At 56.2% G+C, this 21,074-nt stretch carries 21 protein-coding genes and 1 pseudogene; 6 read left to right on the top strand and 16 right to left on the bottom strand.

Annotated features, from left to right (window positions below):
- Window positions 1–64: 64 nt before the first annotated feature.
- The 5 genes from gspD to gspG are packed head-to-tail and all read right to left on the bottom strand — an operon-like array spanning window position 65 to window position 5,585.
- Window positions 65–2,446: a type II secretion system secretin GspD gene (gene gspD, locus ACYZUM_RS08520; protein WP_142580132.1), complete on the bottom strand. Its 2,382-nt coding sequence runs from the start codon at window positions 2,444–2,446 to the stop codon at window positions 65–67.
- Window positions 2,443–2,991 carry a type II secretion system protein GspM gene (gspM, locus tag ACYZUM_RS08515; RefSeq protein WP_108182504.1) on the bottom strand — a complete coding sequence of 183 codons (549 nt, stop codon included), beginning with the start codon at window positions 2,989–2,991 and terminating at the stop codon, window positions 2,443–2,445. Before gspM ends, gspD begins: the two co-directional genes overlap by 4 nt.
- A complete protein-coding gene (gene gspL, locus ACYZUM_RS08510) occupies window positions 2,984–4,168 on the bottom strand; it encodes a type II secretion system protein GspL (RefSeq protein ID WP_108182503.1) in 1,185 nt (394 codons plus the stop codon). Before gspL ends, gspM begins: the two co-directional genes overlap by 8 nt.
- Window positions 4,165–5,118, bottom strand: a complete 954-nt coding sequence (gspK, locus tag ACYZUM_RS08505; RefSeq protein WP_108182502.1) for a type II secretion system minor pseudopilin GspK — start codon at window positions 5,116–5,118, stop codon at window positions 4,165–4,167. Before gspK ends, gspL begins: the two co-directional genes overlap by 4 nt.
- 8 nt (window positions 5,119–5,126) lie before the next feature.
- Window positions 5,127–5,585 (bottom strand): type II secretion system major pseudopilin GspG, encoded by a 459-nt coding sequence (gene gspG / locus ACYZUM_RS08500; protein ID WP_473061311.1) that lies wholly within the window; start codon window positions 5,583–5,585, stop codon window positions 5,127–5,129.
- 148 nt (window positions 5,586–5,733) lie between these two features.
- On the opposite strand from gspG, the gene gspI reads away from it, so the two are divergent.
- The gene (gspI, locus tag ACYZUM_RS08495) at window positions 5,734–6,108 is read left to right on the top strand and encodes a type II secretion system minor pseudopilin GspI (RefSeq protein WP_108182500.1); all 375 of its coding nucleotides are present in this window, start codon (window positions 5,734–5,736) and stop codon (window positions 6,106–6,108) included.
- 231 nt (window positions 6,109–6,339) lie between these two features.
- Here gspI and ACYZUM_RS08490 read toward each other — a convergent pair whose 3' ends face one another.
- The gene (locus ACYZUM_RS08490) at window positions 6,340–6,696 is read right to left on the bottom strand and encodes a DUF6124 family protein (RefSeq protein ID WP_108182499.1); all 357 of its coding nucleotides are present in this window, start codon (window positions 6,694–6,696) and stop codon (window positions 6,340–6,342) included.
- Window positions 6,697–7,371: 675 nt separating this feature from the next.
- Here ACYZUM_RS08490 and ACYZUM_RS08485 point away from each other — a divergent pair.
- Together ACYZUM_RS08485 and ACYZUM_RS08480 are read left to right on the top strand one after the other, a co-directional pair.
- Entirely contained in the window at window positions 7,372–8,079 is a 708-nt protein-coding gene (locus ACYZUM_RS08485) for a hypothetical protein (protein WP_108182498.1), read from the top strand.
- A 420-nt stretch (window positions 8,080–8,499) separates the two neighbouring features.
- The gene (locus ACYZUM_RS08480; RefSeq protein ID WP_108182497.1) at window positions 8,500–9,264 is read left to right on the top strand and encodes a hypothetical protein; all 765 of its coding nucleotides are present in this window, start codon (window positions 8,500–8,502) and stop codon (window positions 9,262–9,264) included.
- Window positions 9,265–9,418: 154 nt separating this feature from the next.
- Here ACYZUM_RS08480 and ACYZUM_RS08475 read toward each other — a convergent pair whose 3' ends face one another.
- The 6 genes and pseudogenes from ACYZUM_RS08475 to ACYZUM_RS08450 form a co-directional block, all read right to left on the bottom strand.
- Window positions 9,419–10,057, bottom strand: a complete 639-nt coding sequence (locus tag ACYZUM_RS08475; protein WP_108182496.1) for a hypothetical protein — start codon at window positions 10,055–10,057, stop codon at window positions 9,419–9,421.
- A gap of 475 nt (window positions 10,058–10,532) precedes the next feature.
- Window positions 10,533–11,837: a hypothetical protein gene (locus ACYZUM_RS08470; protein WP_473061310.1), complete on the bottom strand. Its 1,305-nt coding sequence runs from the start codon at window positions 11,835–11,837 to the stop codon at window positions 10,533–10,535.
- A gap of 66 nt (window positions 11,838–11,903) precedes the next feature.
- Window positions 11,904–12,332 (bottom strand): hypothetical protein, encoded by a 429-nt coding sequence (locus ACYZUM_RS08465; protein ID WP_262948266.1) that lies wholly within the window; start codon window positions 12,330–12,332, stop codon window positions 11,904–11,906.
- 302 nt (window positions 12,333–12,634) lie between these two features.
- Window positions 12,635–13,062: pseudogene (locus ACYZUM_RS08460) on the bottom strand (type II secretion system protein N).
- Between the two features lie 55 nt (window positions 13,063–13,117).
- Entirely contained in the window at window positions 13,118–15,526 is a 2,409-nt protein-coding gene (locus ACYZUM_RS08455; protein ID WP_108182495.1) for a hypothetical protein, read from the bottom strand.
- 215 nt (window positions 15,527–15,741) lie between these two features.
- Window positions 15,742–16,176, bottom strand: coding sequence for a type II secretion system protein N (locus ACYZUM_RS08450; protein ID WP_108182494.1), 435 nt, complete (start codon window positions 16,174–16,176; stop codon window positions 15,742–15,744).
- A 133-nt stretch (window positions 16,177–16,309) separates the two neighbouring features.
- Between ACYZUM_RS08450 and ACYZUM_RS08445 the strand changes: the two genes are divergently transcribed.
- Together ACYZUM_RS08445 and ACYZUM_RS08440 are read left to right on the top strand one after the other, a co-directional pair.
- The gene (locus ACYZUM_RS08445; protein WP_108182493.1) at window positions 16,310–16,762 is read left to right on the top strand and encodes a GspH/FimT family pseudopilin; all 453 of its coding nucleotides are present in this window, start codon (window positions 16,310–16,312) and stop codon (window positions 16,760–16,762) included.
- Window positions 16,759–17,367, top strand: a complete 609-nt coding sequence (locus ACYZUM_RS08440; protein ID WP_108182492.1) for a prepilin-type N-terminal cleavage/methylation domain-containing protein — start codon at window positions 16,759–16,761, stop codon at window positions 17,365–17,367. The genes ACYZUM_RS08445 and ACYZUM_RS08440 overlap by 4 nt, the downstream gene beginning before the upstream one ends.
- Before the next feature lie 219 nt (window positions 17,368–17,586).
- Here the strand turns inward: ACYZUM_RS08440 and ACYZUM_RS08435 are convergent, their stop codons facing one another.
- The 3 genes from ACYZUM_RS08435 to ACYZUM_RS08425 are packed head-to-tail and all read right to left on the bottom strand — an operon-like array spanning window position 17,587 to window position 19,770.
- Complete coding sequence (locus tag ACYZUM_RS08435; RefSeq protein WP_108182491.1) at window positions 17,587–18,525, bottom strand: FecR family protein; 939 nt, start codon at window positions 18,523–18,525, stop codon at window positions 17,587–17,589.
- Window positions 18,526–18,556: 31 nt separating this feature from the next.
- Entirely contained in the window at window positions 18,557–19,108 is a 552-nt protein-coding gene (locus ACYZUM_RS08430) for an RNA polymerase sigma factor (RefSeq protein ID WP_027613107.1), read from the bottom strand.
- A complete protein-coding gene (locus ACYZUM_RS08425) occupies window positions 19,105–19,770 on the bottom strand; it encodes a secretin and TonB N-terminal domain-containing protein (RefSeq protein ID WP_473061309.1) in 666 nt (221 codons plus the stop codon). The genes ACYZUM_RS08430 and ACYZUM_RS08425 overlap by 4 nt, the downstream gene beginning before the upstream one ends.
- 207 nt (window positions 19,771–19,977) lie before the next feature.
- On the opposite strand from ACYZUM_RS08425, the gene ACYZUM_RS08420 reads away from it, so the two are divergent.
- Window positions 19,978–20,322, top strand: coding sequence for a hypothetical protein (locus ACYZUM_RS08420; RefSeq protein WP_108182489.1), 345 nt, complete (start codon window positions 19,978–19,980; stop codon window positions 20,320–20,322).
- 217 nt (window positions 20,323–20,539) lie between these two features.
- Here ACYZUM_RS08420 and ACYZUM_RS08415 read toward each other — a convergent pair whose 3' ends face one another.
- Complete coding sequence (locus tag ACYZUM_RS08415; RefSeq protein ID WP_041062432.1) at window positions 20,540–20,980, bottom strand: carboxymuconolactone decarboxylase family protein; 441 nt, start codon at window positions 20,978–20,980, stop codon at window positions 20,540–20,542.
- Between the last annotated feature and the right edge of the window lie 94 nt (window positions 20,981–21,074).

The raw sequence follows: 21,074 nt of genomic DNA, 5'->3' as shown, positions 1-21,074 counted from the left end.
CTTCGCTGCCCATCGGGGATAAATCCCCTCACCACAGGTTTACTTCTCAGATTGAGGGTCGGATTCAAAAGCGTGTACTCCCTTCAATCGGCACAGCTTTGATCGTCGCGCGAGGTCCCGAAGCCGGAACCGGACTCGGCACCCCTTGCGCCGCCGTCGGCAACTGCGGCGCCTGCATGTCCGGCATCGCCCAGCTGCGCTCCGGTTGCAGGCCGCCCTGGGCGCGACGCATGAAGTCGTAGCGGTTGAGGGTAATGCTGCGCCCCGCTTCGCTGTCGCGGATGATGTATGGGCGCAGGAACACCATCAGGTTGGTCTTGCTGATCGCCCGGCGCTCGTTGCGAAACAGCGCACCGATTCCCGGCAACGTCCCCAGCCAAGGCACCGCTTCGTTGCTCTGGCTGTAGCCGTCCTGCAGCAAGCCGCCGAGGACCATGATCTGACCGTCGTCGAGCAGGATGCTGGTGTCGATCGCGCGCTTGTTGGTGACGATCCCCGCCGCTCGCGCGCTGACCGAAGCACGTTCGTCGATGCTGCTGACTTCCTGATAGATATCGAGCTTGACCGTGCCGCCCTCGGAAATTTGCGGCCGCACATTCAGCTTCAAGCCCACCTCTTCACGGGTCACGGTCTGGAACGGATTATTGCTGGTGCCCCCGCCGCCAGTGACGTAACTGCCGCTGACAAACGGAATGGTCTGGCCGACAAAAATGCTCGCCGCCTCGTTATCCAGGGTCAGCAGGTTCGGCGTCGACAGCACGTTGGTGCCGCCCTTGCTCTTCAACGCCCGAGCCAGCACTTTCAGGTCGAGGATCTTGCCGATGCCGGGGATGTCGACGGTGCCGTTGACATAACCGAGGTTCAAGCCTTGCGGCAGCACATCTAGGCTGGTCTTGCCGTTGAGATTGATCCCCGAACCGCCAAGGTTCGCCCCGCCGATCACGCCGTTGCCGCCGAGATTGCCGGTCTGCCATTGCACGCCAAATTCACTGGCATCGTCTTCGCCGACTTCGACGATCAGGCTCTCGATCACCACTTGCGCGCGGCGCTGGTCGAGCAAATCGATGACCTCGCGCAGGTTGCGATACAACGGCTCCGGCGCGGAAATCAGCAAGGTATTGGTGGTGGCGTCAGCCTGAATCGTCACCCCGCCCGCGCTGAACGCAACGTTCTGTTCGCTGGCCTGACTGCCGCCGCTGCCGGTCGAACTGCTGCCCTGGGCGTAACTGCCACCAGTGCTACCCGTGCTGGAAGTGGTCGAAGTATTGCCACTGGTTTGCGTGCCGCTCTGCGCGCTCGAACCGCCATTGTTGTTGCCGTTGCTGCCCATGGCACTGAGCACCGAGCGCGCACTGTCGCTGGTGCCGCTGTCGCTTTCGCCAGTCAGCAAACCGCGCAGGGCCTGCGCCAGTTTCGCCGCTTGCGCGTTACGCAGATACACCACATGCAGATTGCTCGGATTGCTCTGTGCGTTATCGAGTTTGTAGATCAGGTTGCGCGCAAGCTCCGTGCGCTCGGGGCTGCCGGCGCGGATGATGATGGTGTTGGAGCGCGGGTCGCCGATCACCGCGATTTTCTGCGTCGGATCGTTGCCCGGCGCGTCGAGCAGATCGGCGACCATCGGCGCGATGTCGGCGGCGATGCCGTTCTGGATCTGCACCACGTCAGTGTCGATCGCGCTCGGGGTGTCGATGGTCTGGATCAATTGGGCGACGCGGGTCAGGTTCTCGGCGTAATCGGTAACCACGATGGTGTTATTGCCGGGGTAGGCATTGATCGGGTTGTTCGGCGACACGATCGGGCGCAACACCGGAATCAGGTTCACCGCGTTTTCGTATTGCAGGCGAAAGGTGCGGGTGAGCATGCCGTTGCCGGCGGGTTTGTCCGGGCTGTAGATCGGTCCGCCGAGCAGTTTCGCATCGGCTTCCGGCACCACCTGGGCGACGCCGCCGACATCGACCACACTGAAACCCTGCATGCGCAACGCCGCCAGCAACATGTCATAAGCCTGGCGTGCCGGCACCTGACCTTCCGAGACCAGCGTCAGGCTGCCCTTGACCCGAGGGTCGACCAGAAACTGCTGGCCGGTGGAACGCGACAACGCGCGCACCACAGCCTGAATATCGGCATCGACAAAATTCAGCGTCACCGGCTGATCGCCCAGCGGATTGCTCGGCAGTGTGCTGCCGCGTGGGGCGCCGCCACTGCGTGCGCGTTCGGTGATGTTGTGCAGTTGCCGGGGTTGCGGCGCGGTTTGAGCCTGGGCGCGTTGCCGATCGAGCAGCGCATCACCGCTGCGTTGGGTGTTGGCCAATGGGCGGCCAAGTTCGCTGTCCACCAGCAACGGCGGCTGATTCGGCGGCGTGGTGGTGTTGCTGCACGCGCTCAACGCCATCAGCAGCATCGGCAACGCCAGACGTGCCGGTTTGGATCCTGACCCCTTCATGAAGCTTCCTTAGCGCCCAGCGCCTGATCCATGCGAACGGTGCCTGACAATGTGCCGGCAGTGACTTCGGTCGAAGCGTTGTCGGCGCGTTGCAGACGGGCCTCGACCACTTGCAGAGAAAGTTGTGCCGGAGTGCTCAGCAGCCAGTCGAGCAGCGCATCGGCTGGCGCCGCGTCGAACGTCAACTGCCACGCGCCAGTCTCCCCGGCCTGCAATTGATAGTGCCCGGCCAGGCCGCTGGCCTGCAGCGTTTGCTCAAGAGACTGCGCCAAGCTTTGCCCTTCGGGGCGCACGCTGACCTCGCGCAGCAGCACTTCAAGGGCTTCGGCCTGCGCACGCAACTTCGGCGTTTCGCTTTGCCAGTAAGTGATTTTTTTCAGCGGCGGCTGAATCAATGCGACCCACACCAACAGCGACAGCAGCACCACCGCCATGCCGCCGACCATGCGTTTTTCGCGCAGGGCCAGCGCTTGCCAACGCGCCTGAAGCTGCGCGCTGAAACGCTGCCAACGGGCGCGGTAGGCCGCGAGCGATGCCTTATTCATCTTCTGCTCCGCTGTCGTCAGCGCTGTCGTCGGGGTTGGTGACTTCGTCGCTTGGGCGCAGCAGCCAGCCTTCATCGTCAGCCGTCGCACTGATCCCGACCTGAGCCAATGCGGCTTGCCAATCCTTGTCCTTGTCATTGGCGCTGCGTCGGGCGTCGGCCAGTAGACTCAACTGCAAGGTGCCATCGACAAACGTCAGGCGCTCGACCGTGCCGGCCATGAACGGCATGCCACTGCCGGCCTGCAACACCAGCCGATTGAACGGCTGCGCCGGGTCCTCCGCCGCGCCCTTCTGCCGCGCCGCCAATTGCTGACGCGCCTGCTGCAGCGGATTGAGGATCACCGGCAACTCGGGAAAGGCCTGCTTCACCCGTTGCGCCATCTGCGCCTTGAGCTGCTGGCCCTGACTGGCTTCGCGGGCGGCATACAGGTTCAAGCCGATGACCCACACCGCCACCGCCAAGGCGCAAAGCCCCAGCGCCCGGCCCCAACCGCGATGCTCGCTGCGCTGCTGTTGCACCGCGCCGTGCAGGCCCCAACCGGGCAACGGCCCGGTCCAGCGTTGCGCCTCGGCCATCGGCAATTGCGCATCCGGCGGTGGCGTCGAACCGATCCAGTGCAGCGGCGTACCGCAGGTCAGCAGCCAATCGCCAATCTCGTCGTCGAACAGCGGCTGCACCCGCGCCACCTGCACGCTTTCGCGCAGCAACAAATGGCCGTCCTGCCGACAGGCCACCGTGCCCGGCAGCACCGGCAAGCGGTACGCCGCCGGGTACAGACCGCGCAGATTCAGACCGGCCTGCTTGAGCAATTGCCCGAGATGCTGCAAGCGTTGACGCGGCGCCCAGGCGATCTGCACCTGCCCCGCTTCATCCCGCGAACTGTGAGCGATGTGCATGTCGTTGCTATCGCCGAGCATCAAGGCCTGCGCCGCGCATTGCACCGCCGCTGCGGTCTTGTTCGCCGGTAGCGGTGGCAGGTCGATGCTCGCCAACAGGCTGTCCGCCGGGTGCAGATAAGCGCTGAGCGGTGGCTGCTTGGGTGACTGCCCCAGTTGGCTAAAGGTCTGGCGCTGTTCACGAATGACCTGCCCCTGACGGTCCAGCCACGCGCAGTCCATCTCACTGTCGAGACTTAACTGCGCCAGTGGCGGCAAACTCACACGCAACTGGCTCATGCCCCCACCCGCGACCAGATCACCTGCGGCAGACGATCCTCGCTGCGGTGCAGCAACGCATCGAGACTGACTCGGCGCTGATCCCGCCGCGCCTCGCCGCGCAGACGAAACCAGTCACTGGTGATGCCGACCTTGACGCTGGTCAGCTCCAGGTTCGGCATGCGCAAGCGGTTGACGAAATCGCCCCGGTTGATGAACCAGCGCCCGGCGTCACGCTCATTGATCAGCGCCTGCGCGCGCTCCAGCGACAACCCCGGCACATACGCGGCCAGCACCGGCGCGGTGGCGGTATTGCCATTGAGCCAAGTAGTCGCCGGAATTACCGTGAGATACGGCGCCAGTTTGTCGATGACCGCCTCATTCACACCCTCGACGCTGCGCAGATCATCGACACTGCGCAGCATCGGCAACTTCGGATGCTGTGGCTTGCGCGACGCATTCGGCGACGTGGCGCGGCCACTGTCAAAGGCGTTTTTGCTCGTGGTGTTTTCGGCAATCTGCGGATTCAACAGATACGGATAAGAGCCGATCACCCGCTGACTGATGCGCTGACTCAACCCGGCGCTGATGCCGATCAACGCGCACAGCCGCTGAAACGCCTGCACCTGCGCCTCATCGACACGCTCGTTGGCCACCAGATTGCGCAGGTTGAACTTGCCCTGCTCATCCTCCAGCCGCCCCTCGAAACCCTGCGCGTTCAAACGCTGCGCCCACGGCTGATCGAGCCGGGTCAGCGGATCACGCTGCCGCGCATCCCAAAGCAACTGCCGGCTGATCTCCAGACCGCCGTGCAACACCCAGCGCCCCTGCACCCGCTGCTGATCCGCCTCCAGCGCGCGGGTCGAAACGCTCTGCCGGGTCAACATTCCCGCCGCAATCACCGCGACCACCGCCGCGATCAACAGCGCACTGATGATCGCCATCCCCTGCTGATTCGATTGGCTGTTCATCACCGGCCTTACAGCTGCCAGGAACCGATATCGGCATTCACGCCGTCGCCGTCAGGCTGACCGTCGGCACCGAGGGAAAAGATATCGACCTCGCCATTCGCGCCGGGGTTGAGGTACTGATAAGGACGACCCCACGGGTCATTCGGCAAACGCTCCAGGTACGAACGCCAGTTGCTGTTCTTCGCATCCGCCGGCCGCTCCACCAGCACTTTCAGACCCTGCGTCATGCTCGGGTAAGTGCCGTGATCGAGGCGATACAACTTCAGCGCCTGCATCAAACCGCCAATGTCCTGCTTCGCCGCCGTGGCCCGCGCCTTATCCGGCCGGTCGAGCACCTTGGGCACCACCATCGCCGCCAGAATCCCGAGAATCACCACCACCACCATGATCTCGATCAGGGTAAAACCCTGCTGCCCACGCGGCATCCGGCTCGGTCGTCCGGGCTGTTTGAACTGCGCGATATCCATCTCGACATTCCCTTGGCTTGATTCGATTCGACGCGCAGTGTTGCAAGAAGATATGTCAGGGATGTTGAAAATCCTCGGGAGTTTTCGTCGTCAAGCCGTCAAGGACGGGGGTTAGCGTCGAGGGCTGTGTTTTGGTTTTGGGCCTTATATGCGCGCGTGTTCCCGAGAAGCGGGTTTCACCCTGATTGAAGTGCTGGTGGCGCTGGCGATCATTGCCGTGGCGATGTCGGCGGCCGTGCGCGTGGCCGGGCTGATGACCCAAAGCAGCGGAGTTCTGCGGGATCGCTCAATTGCAATGATCGCGGCGCAAACACGCATGGCGGAGCTGCAACTGGAAGGTCGATTGCCGACCGGTGTGAAAGCCGTTGATTGTGATCTGGGACGATTGTCGTTGCGGTGTGAGCAAGTAATCGCAGCGGCTGAAAATGGCCGCTTACTCAAAGTCGCCATCCAAGTCTTCAACCGCAACCAAGACGCCCCGGCCCTAGCCCGCCTGGAAACCCTATTAAATCGCCCCCTGTAGGAGCTGCCGAAGGCTGCGATCTTTTGACTTTGATCTTTTAAAACCAAAATCAAAAGATCGTCCGAACGCGGCCCGAGCCTCCGGCAGCCCCTACACAAACATCTCAGGCAACAAAACAACGCATGCCCACACGACATCCGCAATCAGCCTGAAACCCTGTGGGAGCGAGCCTGCTCGCGAAGGCGCCAGAACCGACACCCAATCAATCAGCAGGCACGCCCAGCACAACCATCACCCCGGCAACTGCAAATTATCCAACGCCCGATTCACCGCCAACTCCCCGAGCATAATCAACTGCGCAATCCCCAACAGCGCCCGACGCTGCGACACCGGCACCAGGCTGGCAATGTTCTGCGCGATGTTTTTGGCCGAAGCAAGCGTCTCACTGGCATCCACCAGCAGCTCTTCGGTTTTGTTATCCGCCGTCACGGCATACATCCCACGAGTTTTACGTGGCGGCGTGGAACCGGGCGGACAGAGGTAATGATCGAGCGCGCGGTCGGCGGCTTCGTGGAGTTTTTTGGAATCGATGGATTCGTAGGGGGAAACCGAGGGGGTTTCGGGCGGATTAGGTGTTGGTTTGATCATGGTGAAGCTCCATTTTTATACCTGGTGGAACCACCAAAACCCGTCGCTAAACAAGTAAGGGTGGCAGCTGTACGCGGGTTAGCGAACCGAGAGGTATAAGACCCGGCAGACCCGAAGGTCTCCCACGCACAGCCACCATGTCGTCGTCGCAAACGTCTGCGACAAACTGGAGCGTCGTTGCACTTATACCTGGTCGGGTCGCTAAACCCGGTCACTGGGTTGCCAGCGACACGTAGACGATAAAGACCAGGTACAAAGCGCACAAGCCGGCGGATTCTGGCGTAGCTGTAGGCAAAGGCGCAAGGATATGTAGCCTGAGAGAGTGTCTGGAGATGTCTTTTTAAACGCTGGTGTTTATCGAGACCTGACTGCGGCACCTCCATGTGGTTGGGAGGTCGGCCAGATGATTCTCAGATGTATTTTCTGGTAAAAAATCAGTCCCCTTTTTCCAGAGCCAACTAACATCCGCGTTCGTGCCAATATTACGATGCCCCGTGTGCTCTCAGTCGTCGTTGGGGCGCATCTTACCTCGCCCACCTATGTTCTATCGCTGCGTCATCGACAAAAAAAGCCTTGGTGCAAGGTATTAGGTATTTGAATGACGATATGTAACCTCTTCCAACAACAAGCATCAGTATGCCATCATCGCTGCATCTCATACGCTAGGAGGCACCTATGTTGATTTCAGATAATCTTCTTGAACGAGCCAGCGAGGAGCCACTCGCCGTAGTGGTAGAAGCGTGCACGCTTTACATAGCCGCCTCAAAAAAAGAGATGTTCTCTAGTTTAGAGAGTGAGAGTTTGGAAATTGTAAAGTTTCTGTTTTACATGAAGAAAAGTGGCGCTCTTGACTTCGAGGCAGATATTCCAGAAATCAGCAGTGGGTTGGTCAGCAAAGATGCCACTCGTGATTTCGTAGGGAAAGTTCTAGCCGAAGTTAACGTCATTCTAAAACATCACAAGACCCTCCAGTTGGAGGCTGACATAGATGCAAGATTTACCCGAAGCATTAAAAATAGTTTCGGCTATGAGTTCACTGATGGTGACTTTAAAGAGCTGCAATCTCTAATCAACAAGCTAAGGGATTTTATAGCCAGTTGCAAAGACCTTGATGCCGACCATAAAAGGCGCCTACACAAAAAACTGGAACAAGTCCAGCAGGAGCTTCACAAAAAAGTATCGTCCCTTGATCACATATACTCTCTAGCAATTGAAGCAAGCATCGTAGCTGGAAAAATTGGTGAGAATGCTAAGCCGCTGTTTGAGGCTGCAAAAGAACTTATGGGGATTTCCTGGAGAACGCATGCTCACTCGGAGGGCCTGCCATCTAGTAGCGAAGCGCCTATATTAGGGCATGAATCCACACCTAAAGAGATCGAGTAACTAAAGGGCCGCTCGTCGGCCCATCAAGTGACTTAAATTTAACACATATATTCGAACAATGGGGACGCATCTATTTTTTCAAATAGATCTGTCTCTTTTTCCTACGAGATCCCGAAACCAAGGAGTCAATTACTGTCGGCCTGATGGATGACGCTCACGAACTGTGGCAACGCGCTCACAAGTAGCTCACCTAACTTAAAAGTACTGAAAAGGGAACTAATTTATACTCTGCGATTGAATTAAATCAGCCCCCTTTTTCCCGATGAATCTAGATGACTAGTTCATTGGCCGATTCCTCTGTCCCTTTTACGCGCCTTTGCAAAAATCTGTTCGAAACGTTCGAAAAAAAAATTAGTGGATGGACACCTAATATAATAATCAGTGATAGAAAACCAATGAATCACCACCAAGGACGCTGCAATGCATAACGAAACCGATGAAACAACCCTCATGATGCCCGGAGATATTTTTTTGATGTGCGGCGAGGGATCGGAGTGGCTCGCGACGCTTCAAAAATTTATATACAAAAAAGCTAAGTCTAGCCATGTTATGGTGTCCATGGGAGACGGTGCATTTGTTCACGCAACACCTGATGGGGGAGTACACTTCACAGCATATCCGTCTATAAACAAGTCGGTTAAGGACGGTTGGCGGGTTATTAGAAAAGCTGGGCTAACTCAAGAAGATTTCGAGCAACTTCAGAGAGCCACAATGTTTTACGCTGGCCAAGCGTACAACTATAAATTTTTCTTAACTGGTGACGACGCTTCATCCTTTTGCTCGGAGCTTACCGCAAAAATTTACTCTCTCGCAAACATTGAACTAATACCAGAAAGAGAACCGAGTAAAACAACGCCAGCACACCTGGACGAAATTGCAGATGGCAATGAGTGGGAGGATGTAACGAACACTTACATCAACGGATTCGCAAGTATTGATACGACCCCAGAGACTTACGCTATCGGACACTCGTGCTTCTTCGCTCTAATTCGAAAGCGTCAAATAATGCTGAAAATGACCGATCAGCTTTTCGATATGCTTGATCATTTTAAGGGTGGCGACGACGATATCGCTCGACTTCGTGAAAAGTTTATTAGCATGGAGTCTGATTTTCGAAAGAACAAGAACATATCTTTCTGGGATGAAAGAAAATATCCCACAAAAGAAGGCAATGCGGAGAGTTGAGTAGCAAAACCAACAATAGAATAATCACCTATTGCGATCGCGAAAAAGGAGACGGATCTATTTTTTAAATAATATATCCCTCTCCTTTTCTTCGTCGAACGGCTATCTTTTTTGTCAAAAGCTGCCGGGCGGGCGCGATAACGCCACTACGTGACTATGCCACCAGGCCCACCTTCAGAAAAAGCTGACAGAGTTTAGTCGGGCGAACGACACCACCATCAAGGCCGCCATTGTTCATTCCCAGACCGGCGTTCACAAATGCAAGCAGAAGAGACTCATCCATTTTGACTGCATCTTCAATTTTCGCCTTGGAAAATTTTCCAATTTTATCGATATCAAGGGACGGGACTCGCTCAAGAGCGAATAAGATTCGGCTAAGCTCTTCAAACGAAATACCTTCTCTGGCATAAGCCGCGAAACACTTTGCTGCCAGTTCAGGCTTTTTCGAACTCTCCATTCTTTCCAGAATTTCGATTATTGTTTCACCTACTTTTCCCGCGAACTTTTCGTTTTCTCCAAGCTTACGAAGCATTTCATTCCGCTTATCTTCTGAAATCTCGGAAAGCTGACTGAGAAAACGAAGAAGCTTGCCGCAAAAAATGTGATCTCTGATAGATAATGTCGCGCTGAAGATACCGGCTATGGTGCTAATGACCGGGATTGATTTCGCAGCCTCTGAGGCGAGTAAGGCATCTATTCCGAGTTCGGCATATTCCTTTGCTGCGTCTCCCATTGCGCCAGATCGTATTACTTTCGCGAGTTCTAAACCACGCGATGAGTCTTTCTTGCCCATGAGCGTCTCCATTTTCTTGGCACTTTCTTTCAATAGGAAAGGGCACAAATCCATGTTCTTGAAAAAACCAGACGTTTTTTTAATTTATTTCGCCAAAGCAAATTCTGGCTAGTAGCGATAAAAATGTAGAATCCGCGGGGCGAGATAACTTGGCTCGCAGTTTATCCGCGAGCCCCTTCAGTTTCGGACTGGTCTCGCCAATTTGTGCCTATACAACATCGATTGACCTGATGGAGCTTGAAAAACCGAAACGCACCACTCTTCAATGACTTCCACCTCTTTCCCTTTAAAATTTGGTTTTTCAACCCATCCTTCCCCGGTCAAAAAATAGATAGTGCCGTATTTATCGAGCGGCATTGACAATCTCTACTTAATGAGTATTTTCTTTTTTAAAACAATAAAAATGTGAATTCATTTTCCGCTTAATCTATTTCCTTTTTTGCCCCTTCGCCCAATGAACACAGAGCACGAAACTCTAATTAGCTTTTGACTTACGAAGTTCTTCTCTCAGACCCTCAATTTGAGCTAATAGGCTTTCGTTTTCTTTAATAAGAAAGCTTTTCGATGGACTTTCAGGATTATGGTAAGACGGAATAGCATAAAGCAATTCCAGTTCATCTTTGTAAGGCATCAAAGGCTGATAAAGCTGATAGAAAGCGCGACCCACTGCACCTCTGAACAATTCAAGCATTGGCTTTTTTGCACCAATAGAAAGAATATGATCAGTAGCAATACCTGGATATGGGTCAATGTATATAATTTTTGTAATACCCAATTGATAAGCTTTTTTTGCACAAAGCTCGCATGGACTTGCGGTAGTAAACAAGACGCCACCTATAAGTTCTTGCCCACCGTATTTTGCGATTTGCAAAAAAGCATTCTCTTCTGCATGCAGCGACCTTGTATGAACCTGGTTCTTTTCACCCTCAATTTCATTTTGTATAGTCTTGAAGCAAAACGGGATATTTCGTTTCTGAGTGGCGCCAGCCTTTATCAAATCAAAATACTTGTCACTCAGCGCCTTACGAAACACATTATCATTCCTCTCATACTCGCTATAATCAGAACTATTAACTCCACTCAACAAGTCTTCAGCGCTCCTCAACAAGCATGGAGTCTGCCCCTGTGGAGTACTATTCCAGCCAACGCTTTTTACACTGTAACTTATATCCGTTATTACAGCCCCCACCTGCCGCGATATACATCCAGAACTTTGCTTTACTGTATATGCTATTTGCATACAGTTTTCGACTGATGTTGGCATCACTAAGCCAGGATGCATCATAAGTGCCAGATACCACGCTAGCTGACTCACCAAATCATTTTGGTTAAACTCACTAGCCTTTGAGTTATGAACATGAATATCGGCAATCTCAATGCAAGCCTGAATATTTTGTGCGACAAACTTATTTGCCCCAGAAATCTTCCCAGGGTACTCCTTATTATCGAGATCTGATATTTCTTTTATTGATAGCTTTCTATACTCTTGCAAGCTATTCAATCTTTTTGAGTTTGATGTATTTACCGATATAAGGTAGAAATTTGCGTACCTTCTTTTTAAAAAAAATGCCTCATACGGATTTCTAATGGCATCTATAACAATCCTACATGGTATTCCTTTTGCCGCCGTGGATTTACGAACAAGCTTAATCAGAAAATTCAAGTGCTTTGGGAAGTTAAATAACTTATCAGCATCAAACTCACTTATATCCGCAACCCCTGAAGATCTGATATTGTCTCCTGACTCTTGGTAGAGCTTGGTGAAAATTGCGCCCCCCAATTTGTCTCTTAAGCTCTCAGTAGCAAGCGGCAAAGTTGAAAAGTAAAGCTCAATCCACGACTCAACTTAGTGAGGATCAACTCTCCCACTGAATGAGTTAAGCCTAAGAATCTCTTCTCGAACTCCATTTGACTCGTCATAAATCGTTGCTGCGATTTCTTGCGAAATCCCGGCGCCAGAAACCCCAGCCAAATGTAATATAAATGAATCCCTTTCCAAAAGTAACAGATGGTATGTAATTAACGATCGCACCTCGACCTTATAAAAGGGAGCCCACTCATTACCCTTTAGATATTTGTGAATTATTTTATGTTTTTTTAACTCATTCTCTGTAAGCCCTTCATAACCTTCTGCAGGGAATTCGAAGCTTACTCCGCCCAACTTGCTGGCAGCCGTAGAGCAACCTGAACCGGTACGCCCCGTAAGACCGATTATCAGGAAGTTATTTGCCTCATTGTAAACTCCGCTTATTGCCTTACCGGTCTTCGTGGACATTCCTTCTTCCTTCAACTCATCATCTATGAACAAAAATGTGGAAAGCACATTATTCCATTACAAATGTAGCCGTTTTTTTGGCGATCGTTGTCACGGCACAGGCGAAGCCAAGTCCATTTCAAACAGATGTGATCTGTAGCCCTGCGTCTGACAGTCCCTTGAGCTCCTGTGCGCTTCAGGCCGATAGCAACCAAAAAAACTTTTAGCTTGTGCGGTTCCTCTGCACCAAAGGTATGAACTGTTACTTCAGTAGCTACTATCCAACCTGAAACAGCAAAATAACCGCCTTCAATCTGTACCATTCACGGCCTAATCAACCTAGGCATCTCCACCCCCTCCCCCAACCTCTCCACCCCCAACCGCACCCTCTCCCCCCCTGCACAATCACCACCCCATCCCCCTCCACCGCCACCAACTTCACCCCAGGCCCCACCTTCTCCCCCTGCAAAAAACTCCTCGGCGGACCATCGTTCAAACTAAAAATCGCCACCGCCCCGCGACTCCCCGCCATCACCCCTCACCTTGATGTCCACCCGCGCCGTCTGGTTGGAAAACCATTGCAATGCCGGGCTATCACTGCGTGCCGCGAGCATTTGCGGTGGCGCCGGAGGGGTATGCGATTCGGCGGAGGTCAGGAGCAGCGACGACCAGGTCGCGACGCCGACCAGGGCGGCGAGCAGTGCGAGGGCCTGGACGGTTCGCGGGGGGATATGCGGGTGGTGAGCATCATGGGCTGAATCTCCTTTCAGTCCCTGCTGACAGGCTACGCGGCAATTCTCACGGTTTTACTTCACACGTTTTACATGTTGGCCGTGCAGGATGTTTTTTTGGGAAGGGGCTGGCCGCAACGGAGCGCGCGACCGGTTAACAGAAGGTTTCGCAAGATCCATCGCTTTGATCCTGTACCGTTTCACTGGCCCGTCAATAGCGTCCGCTTTGACTTGGCTCATAGTCAAAGCCAACTTGTAATGCAGCTCCAGCAAGCTATCGTTTCCAAGCCCTTCAAGATAGCTGTATGGCACGGTCCGAACATATTGGCCGGTATTAATCCAACTCTGATTCACTGCCGCGCCAGGGACCTTCCACACTTGAAGATTGTGCTCTGCACCCGTGGCAGTCCTGCCTTTCAATTCCAGCCAAACAGGCTGACCAGCCTGCATGAATGCCCAGACTCCCGCCCGGAGAGTACCGCCCTCCGTAACTTTGCTCAGATCCAGCTGATCGCCCTCAGCCTGCACGATGCTGAGTTTATCCAGTTCCGCGGCAGGTAACGGCAGGACGTTTACAGTCAGCGTGCCCGACGCGGTTTTACTGTCGCCTTCCGTGACTTCGTACTTGAGCATGAAGCTTTTAGTGGCGTTGCCGACGTTGGCAGCAATGGCCTCAGAATCAATCCAAAGCTCCGCACTCCCACTCTCCGCACCCGGCATGGGTGGAATCGTCGGGGAGCCGGCTCCCGGCGTGCCGGACATTATCAACTGAATGCTTTGGTCCTTATTCATACCAGGGTAGGCAACGCTCACCCGTACACCTGATTTGGCGTCGAGAGCGGCCAGGGTCACACTGGCCTCGACATCTGATGCGTGTGGCACTTGCAGTATGGGAACTTGAGCGGTTTGGTCATGAGGTTCATAAACAAAGGTGCGACCATCAGAGCCACTCAAGTTCACCCGGACAATAGGCAAGAACTGCCCCGTCTCCTGAAAGTAATCGCGCTGAAAAAAGCGCGCGCTCGTTAACGCCGTTTCACTTGTATGGAAAAAGGCTTGAATGGGGAGCTGCGTCGCAATGTTCTGGGGCCACGCGGCGATGATGACCTCGTTATGAAGCCTGCGCATATTCGGATCAGGGAGGTGAGATCTAACATCAACACTCATCGCAAATTCGGATTGATTTGCACCGAAACTACAATGGCGCCCATAAGCCCCGTTCAACTCATCGTAATAAACGCGCCACGTCGTAATATCGATAACACCTTGCTCCACACACGGCTTGCTAATGGGTAACTCCTCGTACTCGTTGCAACTGTCGCTCCGGTGATCGGTTGCCGCATCAAACGGATAGGCGCAGCGCACGGTAAGGGGAAAACCGGTGGGTGCCGCCATTTCCTTGAGAATCAAACCTTGGCTTTTCGCATACAAGAAGCCCTTGGTGCCGACATCTTCTCGAATATAGGAAAATGACACGCCGTTTCGCTGTACTGATCCCGAGCTTGGGTTCCACGCATGGTAGTCCGGTGAAGCACTTGTCACTCTGATCAACACGCCATTGCACTCGTAGGCCGGCGTGTTGCCACGACAGGCTGGCGTGGTGTCGGCATACCGTGCATTCAGTTTATCGGCCACTTGATAACCGATGTACAACTGATCCTGCTGATTGAATCCAAATACCGCACGGTCTGCCTGAGCCAAATCCATTCGCAGAATTGGCAGCCAATCCCCGGTAGTTGCAAAGTAGTCATACTGATCTCTCTGTGCCCCGAACAACGAACCTGATTTATTCGTATCGTAAAAAAGCGCCTGGATCGGCATTTTTTTCGGTGCGGCTTCGTCCCAGTTTCGTATCTGCAACTGGGTAGGTCGGGCCGACCAATCGCTGTCGATGCCTTGATGCGCCAGCAGGCTGGCCTTGAATAACGTGGGATTGAGACTGCTCAACGAGCATTGCTTTGTCGGTTGTCGGCCTTGTTGCTCGAAGTGCGCCAACCAACTCGCTGAATCACTTACGCCCTCGCTTGCGCAAGAGCTCGCGTCGTCGGCCTGTCGACTTGCGGTTGACAGGCCGCAACCGAAACCCGCATGGCTCCCAACAGGTATGAACGCGAAAGGATAGGCGCACAGGACATCCAGTGGCTGGTCCTTGCCGATAGCCGTGAACGAATCACTGAACACCACCCCGTTGGCTGACGGCAATGTCTGCGTACCCAAATCGGCGCGCAGATAGACAAAACTTTCCGCCCCCAATTGCGTGGCTACATCATCGTGTTTCCAGAATTCGCTCATCGGAGCGCTGCCATGCAACATGACGCCGCTGCAAAAATACGCCGGGTTGCCGCCCACACACTCTGCTTGCACGTTTTGATAGCGCTTGTTGAGCAATTGTGCGATTTCCGGGCCGGTTGCGGCTTCACCCAGACTATTGAACAGTAGCAATACCAACAGCCACGCCCTGACCCGCGTCCATTCGATTTGCATGATGCTCCGCCTTGATCTCAAGCTTCGAACAGTCCCTGGAATAACCCGGTTCACTGTCAGGCAATCATTAGTTATGCATGGCGAAGACTTCTGTTCAGCCATGCAGACTCGGGATGATTGAAGGCTTGATGCAGAGCGGCTGTCACCCGTCACATCTGACAGGTGAGTGGGGCTTTATGACGAATGGTCATTTCCTGGAAGCGGAAGAACAGGCTCTACTCAGGCCGGATGAGTGGCGACAACGGCGGCCCCTCCGCCAACCTTTCCACCTCCAACCTCACCCTCTCGCCACCCTGCTCAATCACCACCCCATCCCCCTCCACCGTCACCAACTTCACCCCAGGCCCCACCCTCTCCCCCTGCAAAAAACTCCTCGGCGGCCCATCGTTCAAACTCAAAATCGCCACCGCCCCGCGACTCCCCGCCATCACCCCGCTCACCTTGATGTCCATCGGCGCCGTCTGGTTGGAAAACCACTGCAACGCCGGGCTATCACTGCGTGCCGTGAGCATTTGCGGGGGTGCGGGTGGGGTGTGGGATTCGGCGGAGGTCAGGAGCAGCGACGACCAGGTCGCGACGCCGACCAATGCGGCGAGCAGTGCGAGGGCCTGGACGGTTTGCGGGGGGGAAATGCGTGCGGTGAGCATCATGGGCTGAATCTCCTTTTTGTCCCTGCTGACAGGCTACGCGGCAATTCTCACGGTTTTATTTCACACGTCTTACATGTTGGCCGTGCAGGATGTTTTTTTGGGACGGGGCAGGACGCAACGGAGTGCGCAACCGATGAAGGTGGGCAAGCAACAGGGTTTTACGCTGATCGAGTTGATGGTGGTGCTGGTGATCATCGGGATCGCCAGTGCGGCGATCAGTCTGAGTATCAAGCCGGATCCGCTGCAGTTGCTGCGCAAGGACGCCGAGCGGGTGGCGCAGTTGCTGCAGGTCGCGCAGGCCGAGGCCCGTGCGGATGGTCGGCCGATTGTGTGGGTGAGTGATGGCAAGGGCTTTCGCTTCAGTCGGCGCAGTGAGAGTGGCCGGGGGTTTGAGCATTTCAAGGATGATCCGCAGTTGCGGCCACGCACCTGGCAGAGTCCGAAGCTGGGGGTGCGGGTGGAGCCGAAGCAGAAGGTGGTGCTTAACGCCGAGTGGATCAATCCGCCGCTGCAATTGACCCTGTCTGATGGGCTCAATCGGCTGAGTGTGCTGCGTGATGCCAGTGGCAGGATCAGTGTGCAATGAACGCTCAACGGGGCTTTACCCTGATTGAGGTGATGGTCGCGATTCTGCTGATGGCGGTGGTCAGTTTGATTGCCTGGCGCGGGCTGGACAGTGTGACGCGGGCGGACAGTCATTTGCAGGCGAGCAGTGAGCAGAGTGACGGTTTGTTGCGGGCGTTGAATCAGTTGCAGCGTGATGTGGAGATGCGTGCGGGTGTGGAGTTGAGTGAGCCGAAGAAGGTTGGCGTGGATGATGAGCCGCCGAGTGCGCCGCCTGCGCTGACGGTGCGCAGCAGTGACAGCAAAGGGTTTCGGCTGGACATTATTCGCCGTGCGGCGGATCAGCCGGGGGCTTTGCAGCGGGTGCGTTGGTGGGTCAAGGGGGATACGTTGTATCGGGCGGTAGCTGAGGCGCGGAGTCGGTATCCGTTGCCGGCGCCGACTGGCGGGGTGGCGGTGTTGCAGGGGGTGAGTGATGTGCAGGTGCGGGTTTGGGAGGTGGATAAGGGTTGGCGGCAGTTGAGTGGCAATCGGCGGGAGAACCCGTTGGGGTTGGAGGTGCGGTTGACGCGGGAGACGGCGCAGGGGGTGGAGCGGTATCGGCAGGTGATGGGGCCGTTTGAGTGATGCATGCAGGTTATGTCGATATCACTGCGCATCGGAGATTTCTGTAGGAGCTGCCGGAGGCTGCGATCTTTTGACTTTGATTTTGAAGATCAAAAGATCGCAGCCTTCGGCAGCTCCTACATTGGAATGGGGGCAGTCAGTTGGGGGGTGGTTGGCTGTTAGGGCGTCATCACTGGCAAGCCAGCTCCCACAGGGGGTAGTGGGGTTGGCTGAATTGGGTTAGCTGAGGACGACGACGCCGCCGGGCAGTTCGGTGCATTTGACGCCGTAGGCGTCGCGGATCAGCAGGGCGACGCCGGCGAGTTGGTCGAGGCTGAAGCGGGCCTGGACGCGGCGTTGGCCGAGGTCGCGGTTGAGCAGCAGCAACATGCCGGGGCGGTAGCGGTTGATTTCGTCGATCATCTGGCTGAGGGTTGCGCCGTTGAATACCAGCACTTGTTGGCGCCAGTTCATCACTGCGGCGGTGTCGACGCTTTGCACTGCGCCCACTCGTTGCGAGTCGTAGGTCAGTTGTTCACCGGGCTGCAGGCGCAGGCTGTGGCCATCGACATTGACGTCCACCGAACCATCGAGGCACGTCACGCACACTTGCTGATCCGTATTGCGCAAATTGAACCGCGCCTGACTGGCGCGCAACCACCCTCCTCCAGCCTGCATCGCCAATGGCAACCGCGCGGTCTGCACTTCAACCTCGCCGCTGACCAGTTCGAACCTCTGCACATCGTCATCGCCGGCGCGCTGGTTAATGCGGGTCTGGGTGTTGAGTTCCAGGCGCACGCCGTCGGCCGGTTCGAAACGCTTCTGCTGGCCGACTTCGGTGATGTAATCGGCGCCGAGCCCTTCAAAGCCACCGGGAATCGTCCCGCGCACCAGCAGGAACGCCGCCGACGCCGCGATGGCGCCACCGAGAAACGCCCGTCGGCCAAAGCGCCGAGGCGACTGCAGCCTTTCAGCGGCAGGCTGCAGGTTGTGCCACAACACCTTGGCCTGCTCGAAAGCCTGAGCATGTTCGGCGCTCTGCGCGCACCACTGGCGCAAGGCGCGGGCGTCGGCCACGGTGGCGCGGCCGGAGGTCAGCAGGACCAACCAGTCGTGGGCTTCGCTGTGCAGATTGTCGGCCGCCGATGGCTTGGCAGATGTCAGTCGAAAGATGTTCAAACGCGCAGATTCTCAACGAAATGATCGGGCACTATTCAGAAGACGGTTTTCCGGCCCCGCGACCGAACCGCTGAAACACTTTTCTTTCCAGTTTCGCGGCGCAGAAGCCCAATGCAGCTTTGATTTCCTTTTCGACCATGCGCGTGGAGATGCCAAAACGCTGGGAGATTTCCAGGTGCGGCGCCTCTTCCAGCCGCGCTGCGATGAAGATTCGGCGACGCCGCGCTGGCAGTTCGTAGAGGGCGCTGAGCAGCGACTGGATTTCCTTTTGCCCGCCCACCACCCGCGCCGGGTCCAGCGCCTCGTCGCCGATCTGCAGCAGCTCTTCGACTTCCTCACCGGTGAGCAGGCGCGCGTCGGCCTGACGGCGGTCGGCGGCGATGTTCAGGGCCATGCGATAGAGGTAAGCGTTGGGCCGCAGCAGGTTGGGCGGCGTTTCCATGCGGTCGACCCGCAGGTAGGTTTCGTGCAACACGTCGTTGGCCAGATCTTCCGAGCCGAGACGCCTGCGCAAGCGCACCCGAAAGTCCTCGTAGGACGTCAGGAACAGCTGGACCATCGAACCTTGTCCGGTGTCTTTCATCCCCCGGAAACTCCTTCCCATTGGGTGCATTCCATGCGTTTCCCTGACGACTCCGGTAACAACAGCAACGTGACCGGCTGACGCAACGCGCTGGGCGTCGGCCGGTCGATCCTGAGATTGCGAAAGCTCTCCACCAGCGCGGTATCGCGCCGTACATCACCGGTGGTGGTGACCAACCGGTTGTGCTGCACCACGCCGTCACGCCCGACCCAGACCTGCAACACCGCGCGATAACTGCCCGGACGAGTCAGCGGCGAACGGCACAGGTTGCGCTCGATCGCCGCTTGCACCGCCGTGGCGTAGCTGCGACTGACAGCGGCACTGGCCGGGGTGTTTTTGTCCAGGGCCGACGGCACGTCCTCGACCTGCGCCACCTGCAAGGTGAACGCATCGTCGCGGGCGTAACGCGCCATCAGGCCACTGCCGCCGAGCAAACGGCGCAAGGCGTCTGCAGTGGTGTATTCGCCATCGACTGCCAACGAGCGCCGACCGCGACTCAACTGGCTGTCGACCAGCACCGCCACCCCGGTGGCATGGCTGTACTGATCCAGAGCCCGGGCCAGATCCTGCGCCGGGATGTGCAGCGTCATGCGCATATCGGCCGGCACCGGTTCGGCTGTCGCCGCACCGCTGAACCAGCCAAGCAGCAGCCCCAGACTCACCCGGCGCACAAGAGTCGCTGAACCCTGAAGACCGTCCCTGGAACTGCCTCGCTGCACGGCTGAAGTACCCCTGAAAACCGTCATCCTGATGGCTGTTTATGAATCTGGTGTGACGGGCGGTGCAAAAAAACCATCACGGGATTCGCCCAAGGCTTGCACTAGACTGCAAGCAGACAACGGCCGCTTCGGGCCGGCCAGGAGGCTTGCATGAAATCACTGTGGAAAATCGCCCTCGGCGGGCTGCTGCTGAACGTCTTCGCCAGCGCCCACGCCGAACAGCCGTTGGGTTGTGTGGAGGTAACGGTGGGTGGCTACAAGGCGCCGAATTATGACTGTCTGAGTCAGCAGATGGGCAACAATCCCGAGGGTGCAGCCGCCGCGCAGAAGAATCAGGAAGCGCTGAATGTGCCGGTGAACAAGCGGCCGCCGAATCAGGTTGGGCTGGCGACCCCGGCCGCAACTGGCACACGCATGGGTAACACCTTCGGCACCTCAGTCAAACCACAGCGCCCACCCGCCAATAACGGAACCTCCCCATTAACCAATAAATGAGTCAAACACCTGAGGCTAAGAAGCTCACACACCTAGAGGAAGGGGAAACACACCTGTGGCGAGGGGATTTATCCCCGATCGGCTGCGCAGCAGTCGTCAATCCCGCTGACTCGGTTTATCTGAAGGACCCGCGGCGGATAGTGTTGGGCCTGCTGCGCAGGCCATCGGGGATGAATCCCCTCACCACAAGGAACACCTCAATCACAGGGTATGCACGTCAGTCGCTTGGGATCTGGCGGAAACTTACCGCCAGGCGATTCCAGCTGTTGATCGTGGTCACTGCCATGGTCAGATCCACCAGTTCGGCCTCACTGAATTGCGCTTTGGCCAACTGGTAAACATCATCCGGCACATGACTTTCAGCCAACAACGTCACTGCCTCGGCCCAGGCCAACGCGGCGCGCTCGCGGGGATTGAAAAAGCCGCTGTCGCGCCACACCGCAATCGCATACAAACGCCGTTCACTCTCCCCGGCGCGCCGCGCATCCACTGAATGCATGTCGGTGCAAAACGCGCAGCCGTTGAGCTGCGAGGCGCGGATCCGGATCAGTTGCAACAGTGGCGCCTCGATGCTCAGGTCGCGGGTCAGCGCTTCCATGGCGAGCATGGCTTTCATCGCCTTGGGCGATGCGTTGTAGTAGTCCAGACGCGGGGACATGGGCAGGTCTCGGAATGCGGGATAGTGGTTTTACGGTAGGCGCTGATGCGCCAGCGTTACAGCCCCAATTCCACGAAAAACCGCCACACCACTG

The organism is Pseudomonas sp. m6p, assembly GCF_055760375.1.
Note: the sequence above shows the minus strand (reverse complement) of the source record. Positions and strands in the feature narration are given on the sequence as shown.

Excerpts from the sequence above, each read along its gene's own strand:
- ACYZUM_RS08430 (WP_027613107.1), bottom strand. The coding sequence starts at position 19,108 with ATGAAAGACACCGGACAAGGTTCGATGGTCCAGCTGTTCCTGACGTCC.
- ACYZUM_RS08440 (WP_108182492.1), top strand. The coding sequence starts at position 16,759 with ATGAACGCTCAACGGGGCTTTACCCTGATTGAGGTGATGGTCGCGATT.
- gspL (WP_108182503.1), bottom strand. The coding sequence starts at position 4,168 with ATGAGCCAGTTGCGTGTGAGTTTGCCGCCACTGGCGCAGTTAAGTCTC.
- gspD (WP_142580132.1), bottom strand. The coding sequence starts at position 2,446 with ATGAAGGGGTCAGGATCCAAACCGGCACGTCTGGCGTTGCCGATGCTG.
- ACYZUM_RS08480 (WP_108182497.1), top strand. The coding sequence starts at position 8,500 with ATGCATAACGAAACCGATGAAACAACCCTCATGATGCCCGGAGATATT.
- ACYZUM_RS08490 (WP_108182499.1), bottom strand. The coding sequence starts at position 6,696 with ATGATCAAACCAACACCTAATCCGCCCGAAACCCCCTCGGTTTCCCCC.
- gspG (WP_473061311.1), bottom strand. The coding sequence starts at position 5,585 with ATGGATATCGCGCAGTTCAAACAGCCCGGACGACCGAGCCGGATGCCG.
- ACYZUM_RS08445 (WP_108182493.1), top strand. The coding sequence starts at position 16,310 with ATGAAGGTGGGCAAGCAACAGGGTTTTACGCTGATCGAGTTGATGGTG.
- ACYZUM_RS08415 (WP_041062432.1), bottom strand. The coding sequence starts at position 20,980 with ATGTCCCCGCGTCTGGACTACTACAACGCATCGCCCAAGGCGATGAAA.
- gspI (WP_108182500.1), top strand. The coding sequence starts at position 5,734 with ATGCGCGCGTGTTCCCGAGAAGCGGGTTTCACCCTGATTGAAGTGCTG.
- gspK (WP_108182502.1), bottom strand. The coding sequence starts at position 5,118 with ATGAACAGCCAATCGAATCAGCAGGGGATGGCGATCATCAGTGCGCTG.
- ACYZUM_RS08450 (WP_108182494.1), bottom strand. The coding sequence starts at position 16,176 with ATGATGCTCACCGCACGCATTTCCCCCCCGCAAACCGTCCAGGCCCTC.
- ACYZUM_RS08455 (WP_108182495.1), bottom strand. The coding sequence starts at position 15,526 with ATGCAAATCGAATGGACGCGGGTCAGGGCGTGGCTGTTGGTATTGCTA.
- ACYZUM_RS08475 (WP_108182496.1), bottom strand. The coding sequence starts at position 10,057 with ATGGGCAAGAAAGACTCATCGCGTGGTTTAGAACTCGCGAAAGTAATA.
- ACYZUM_RS08485 (WP_108182498.1), top strand. The coding sequence starts at position 7,372 with ATGTTGATTTCAGATAATCTTCTTGAACGAGCCAGCGAGGAGCCACTC.
- gspM (WP_108182504.1), bottom strand. The coding sequence starts at position 2,991 with ATGAATAAGGCATCGCTCGCGGCCTACCGCGCCCGTTGGCAGCGTTTC.
- ACYZUM_RS08420 (WP_108182489.1), top strand. The coding sequence starts at position 19,978 with ATGAAATCACTGTGGAAAATCGCCCTCGGCGGGCTGCTGCTGAACGTC.
- ACYZUM_RS08465 (WP_262948266.1), bottom strand. The coding sequence starts at position 12,332 with ATGTCCACGAAGACCGGTAAGGCAATAAGCGGAGTTTACAATGAGGCA.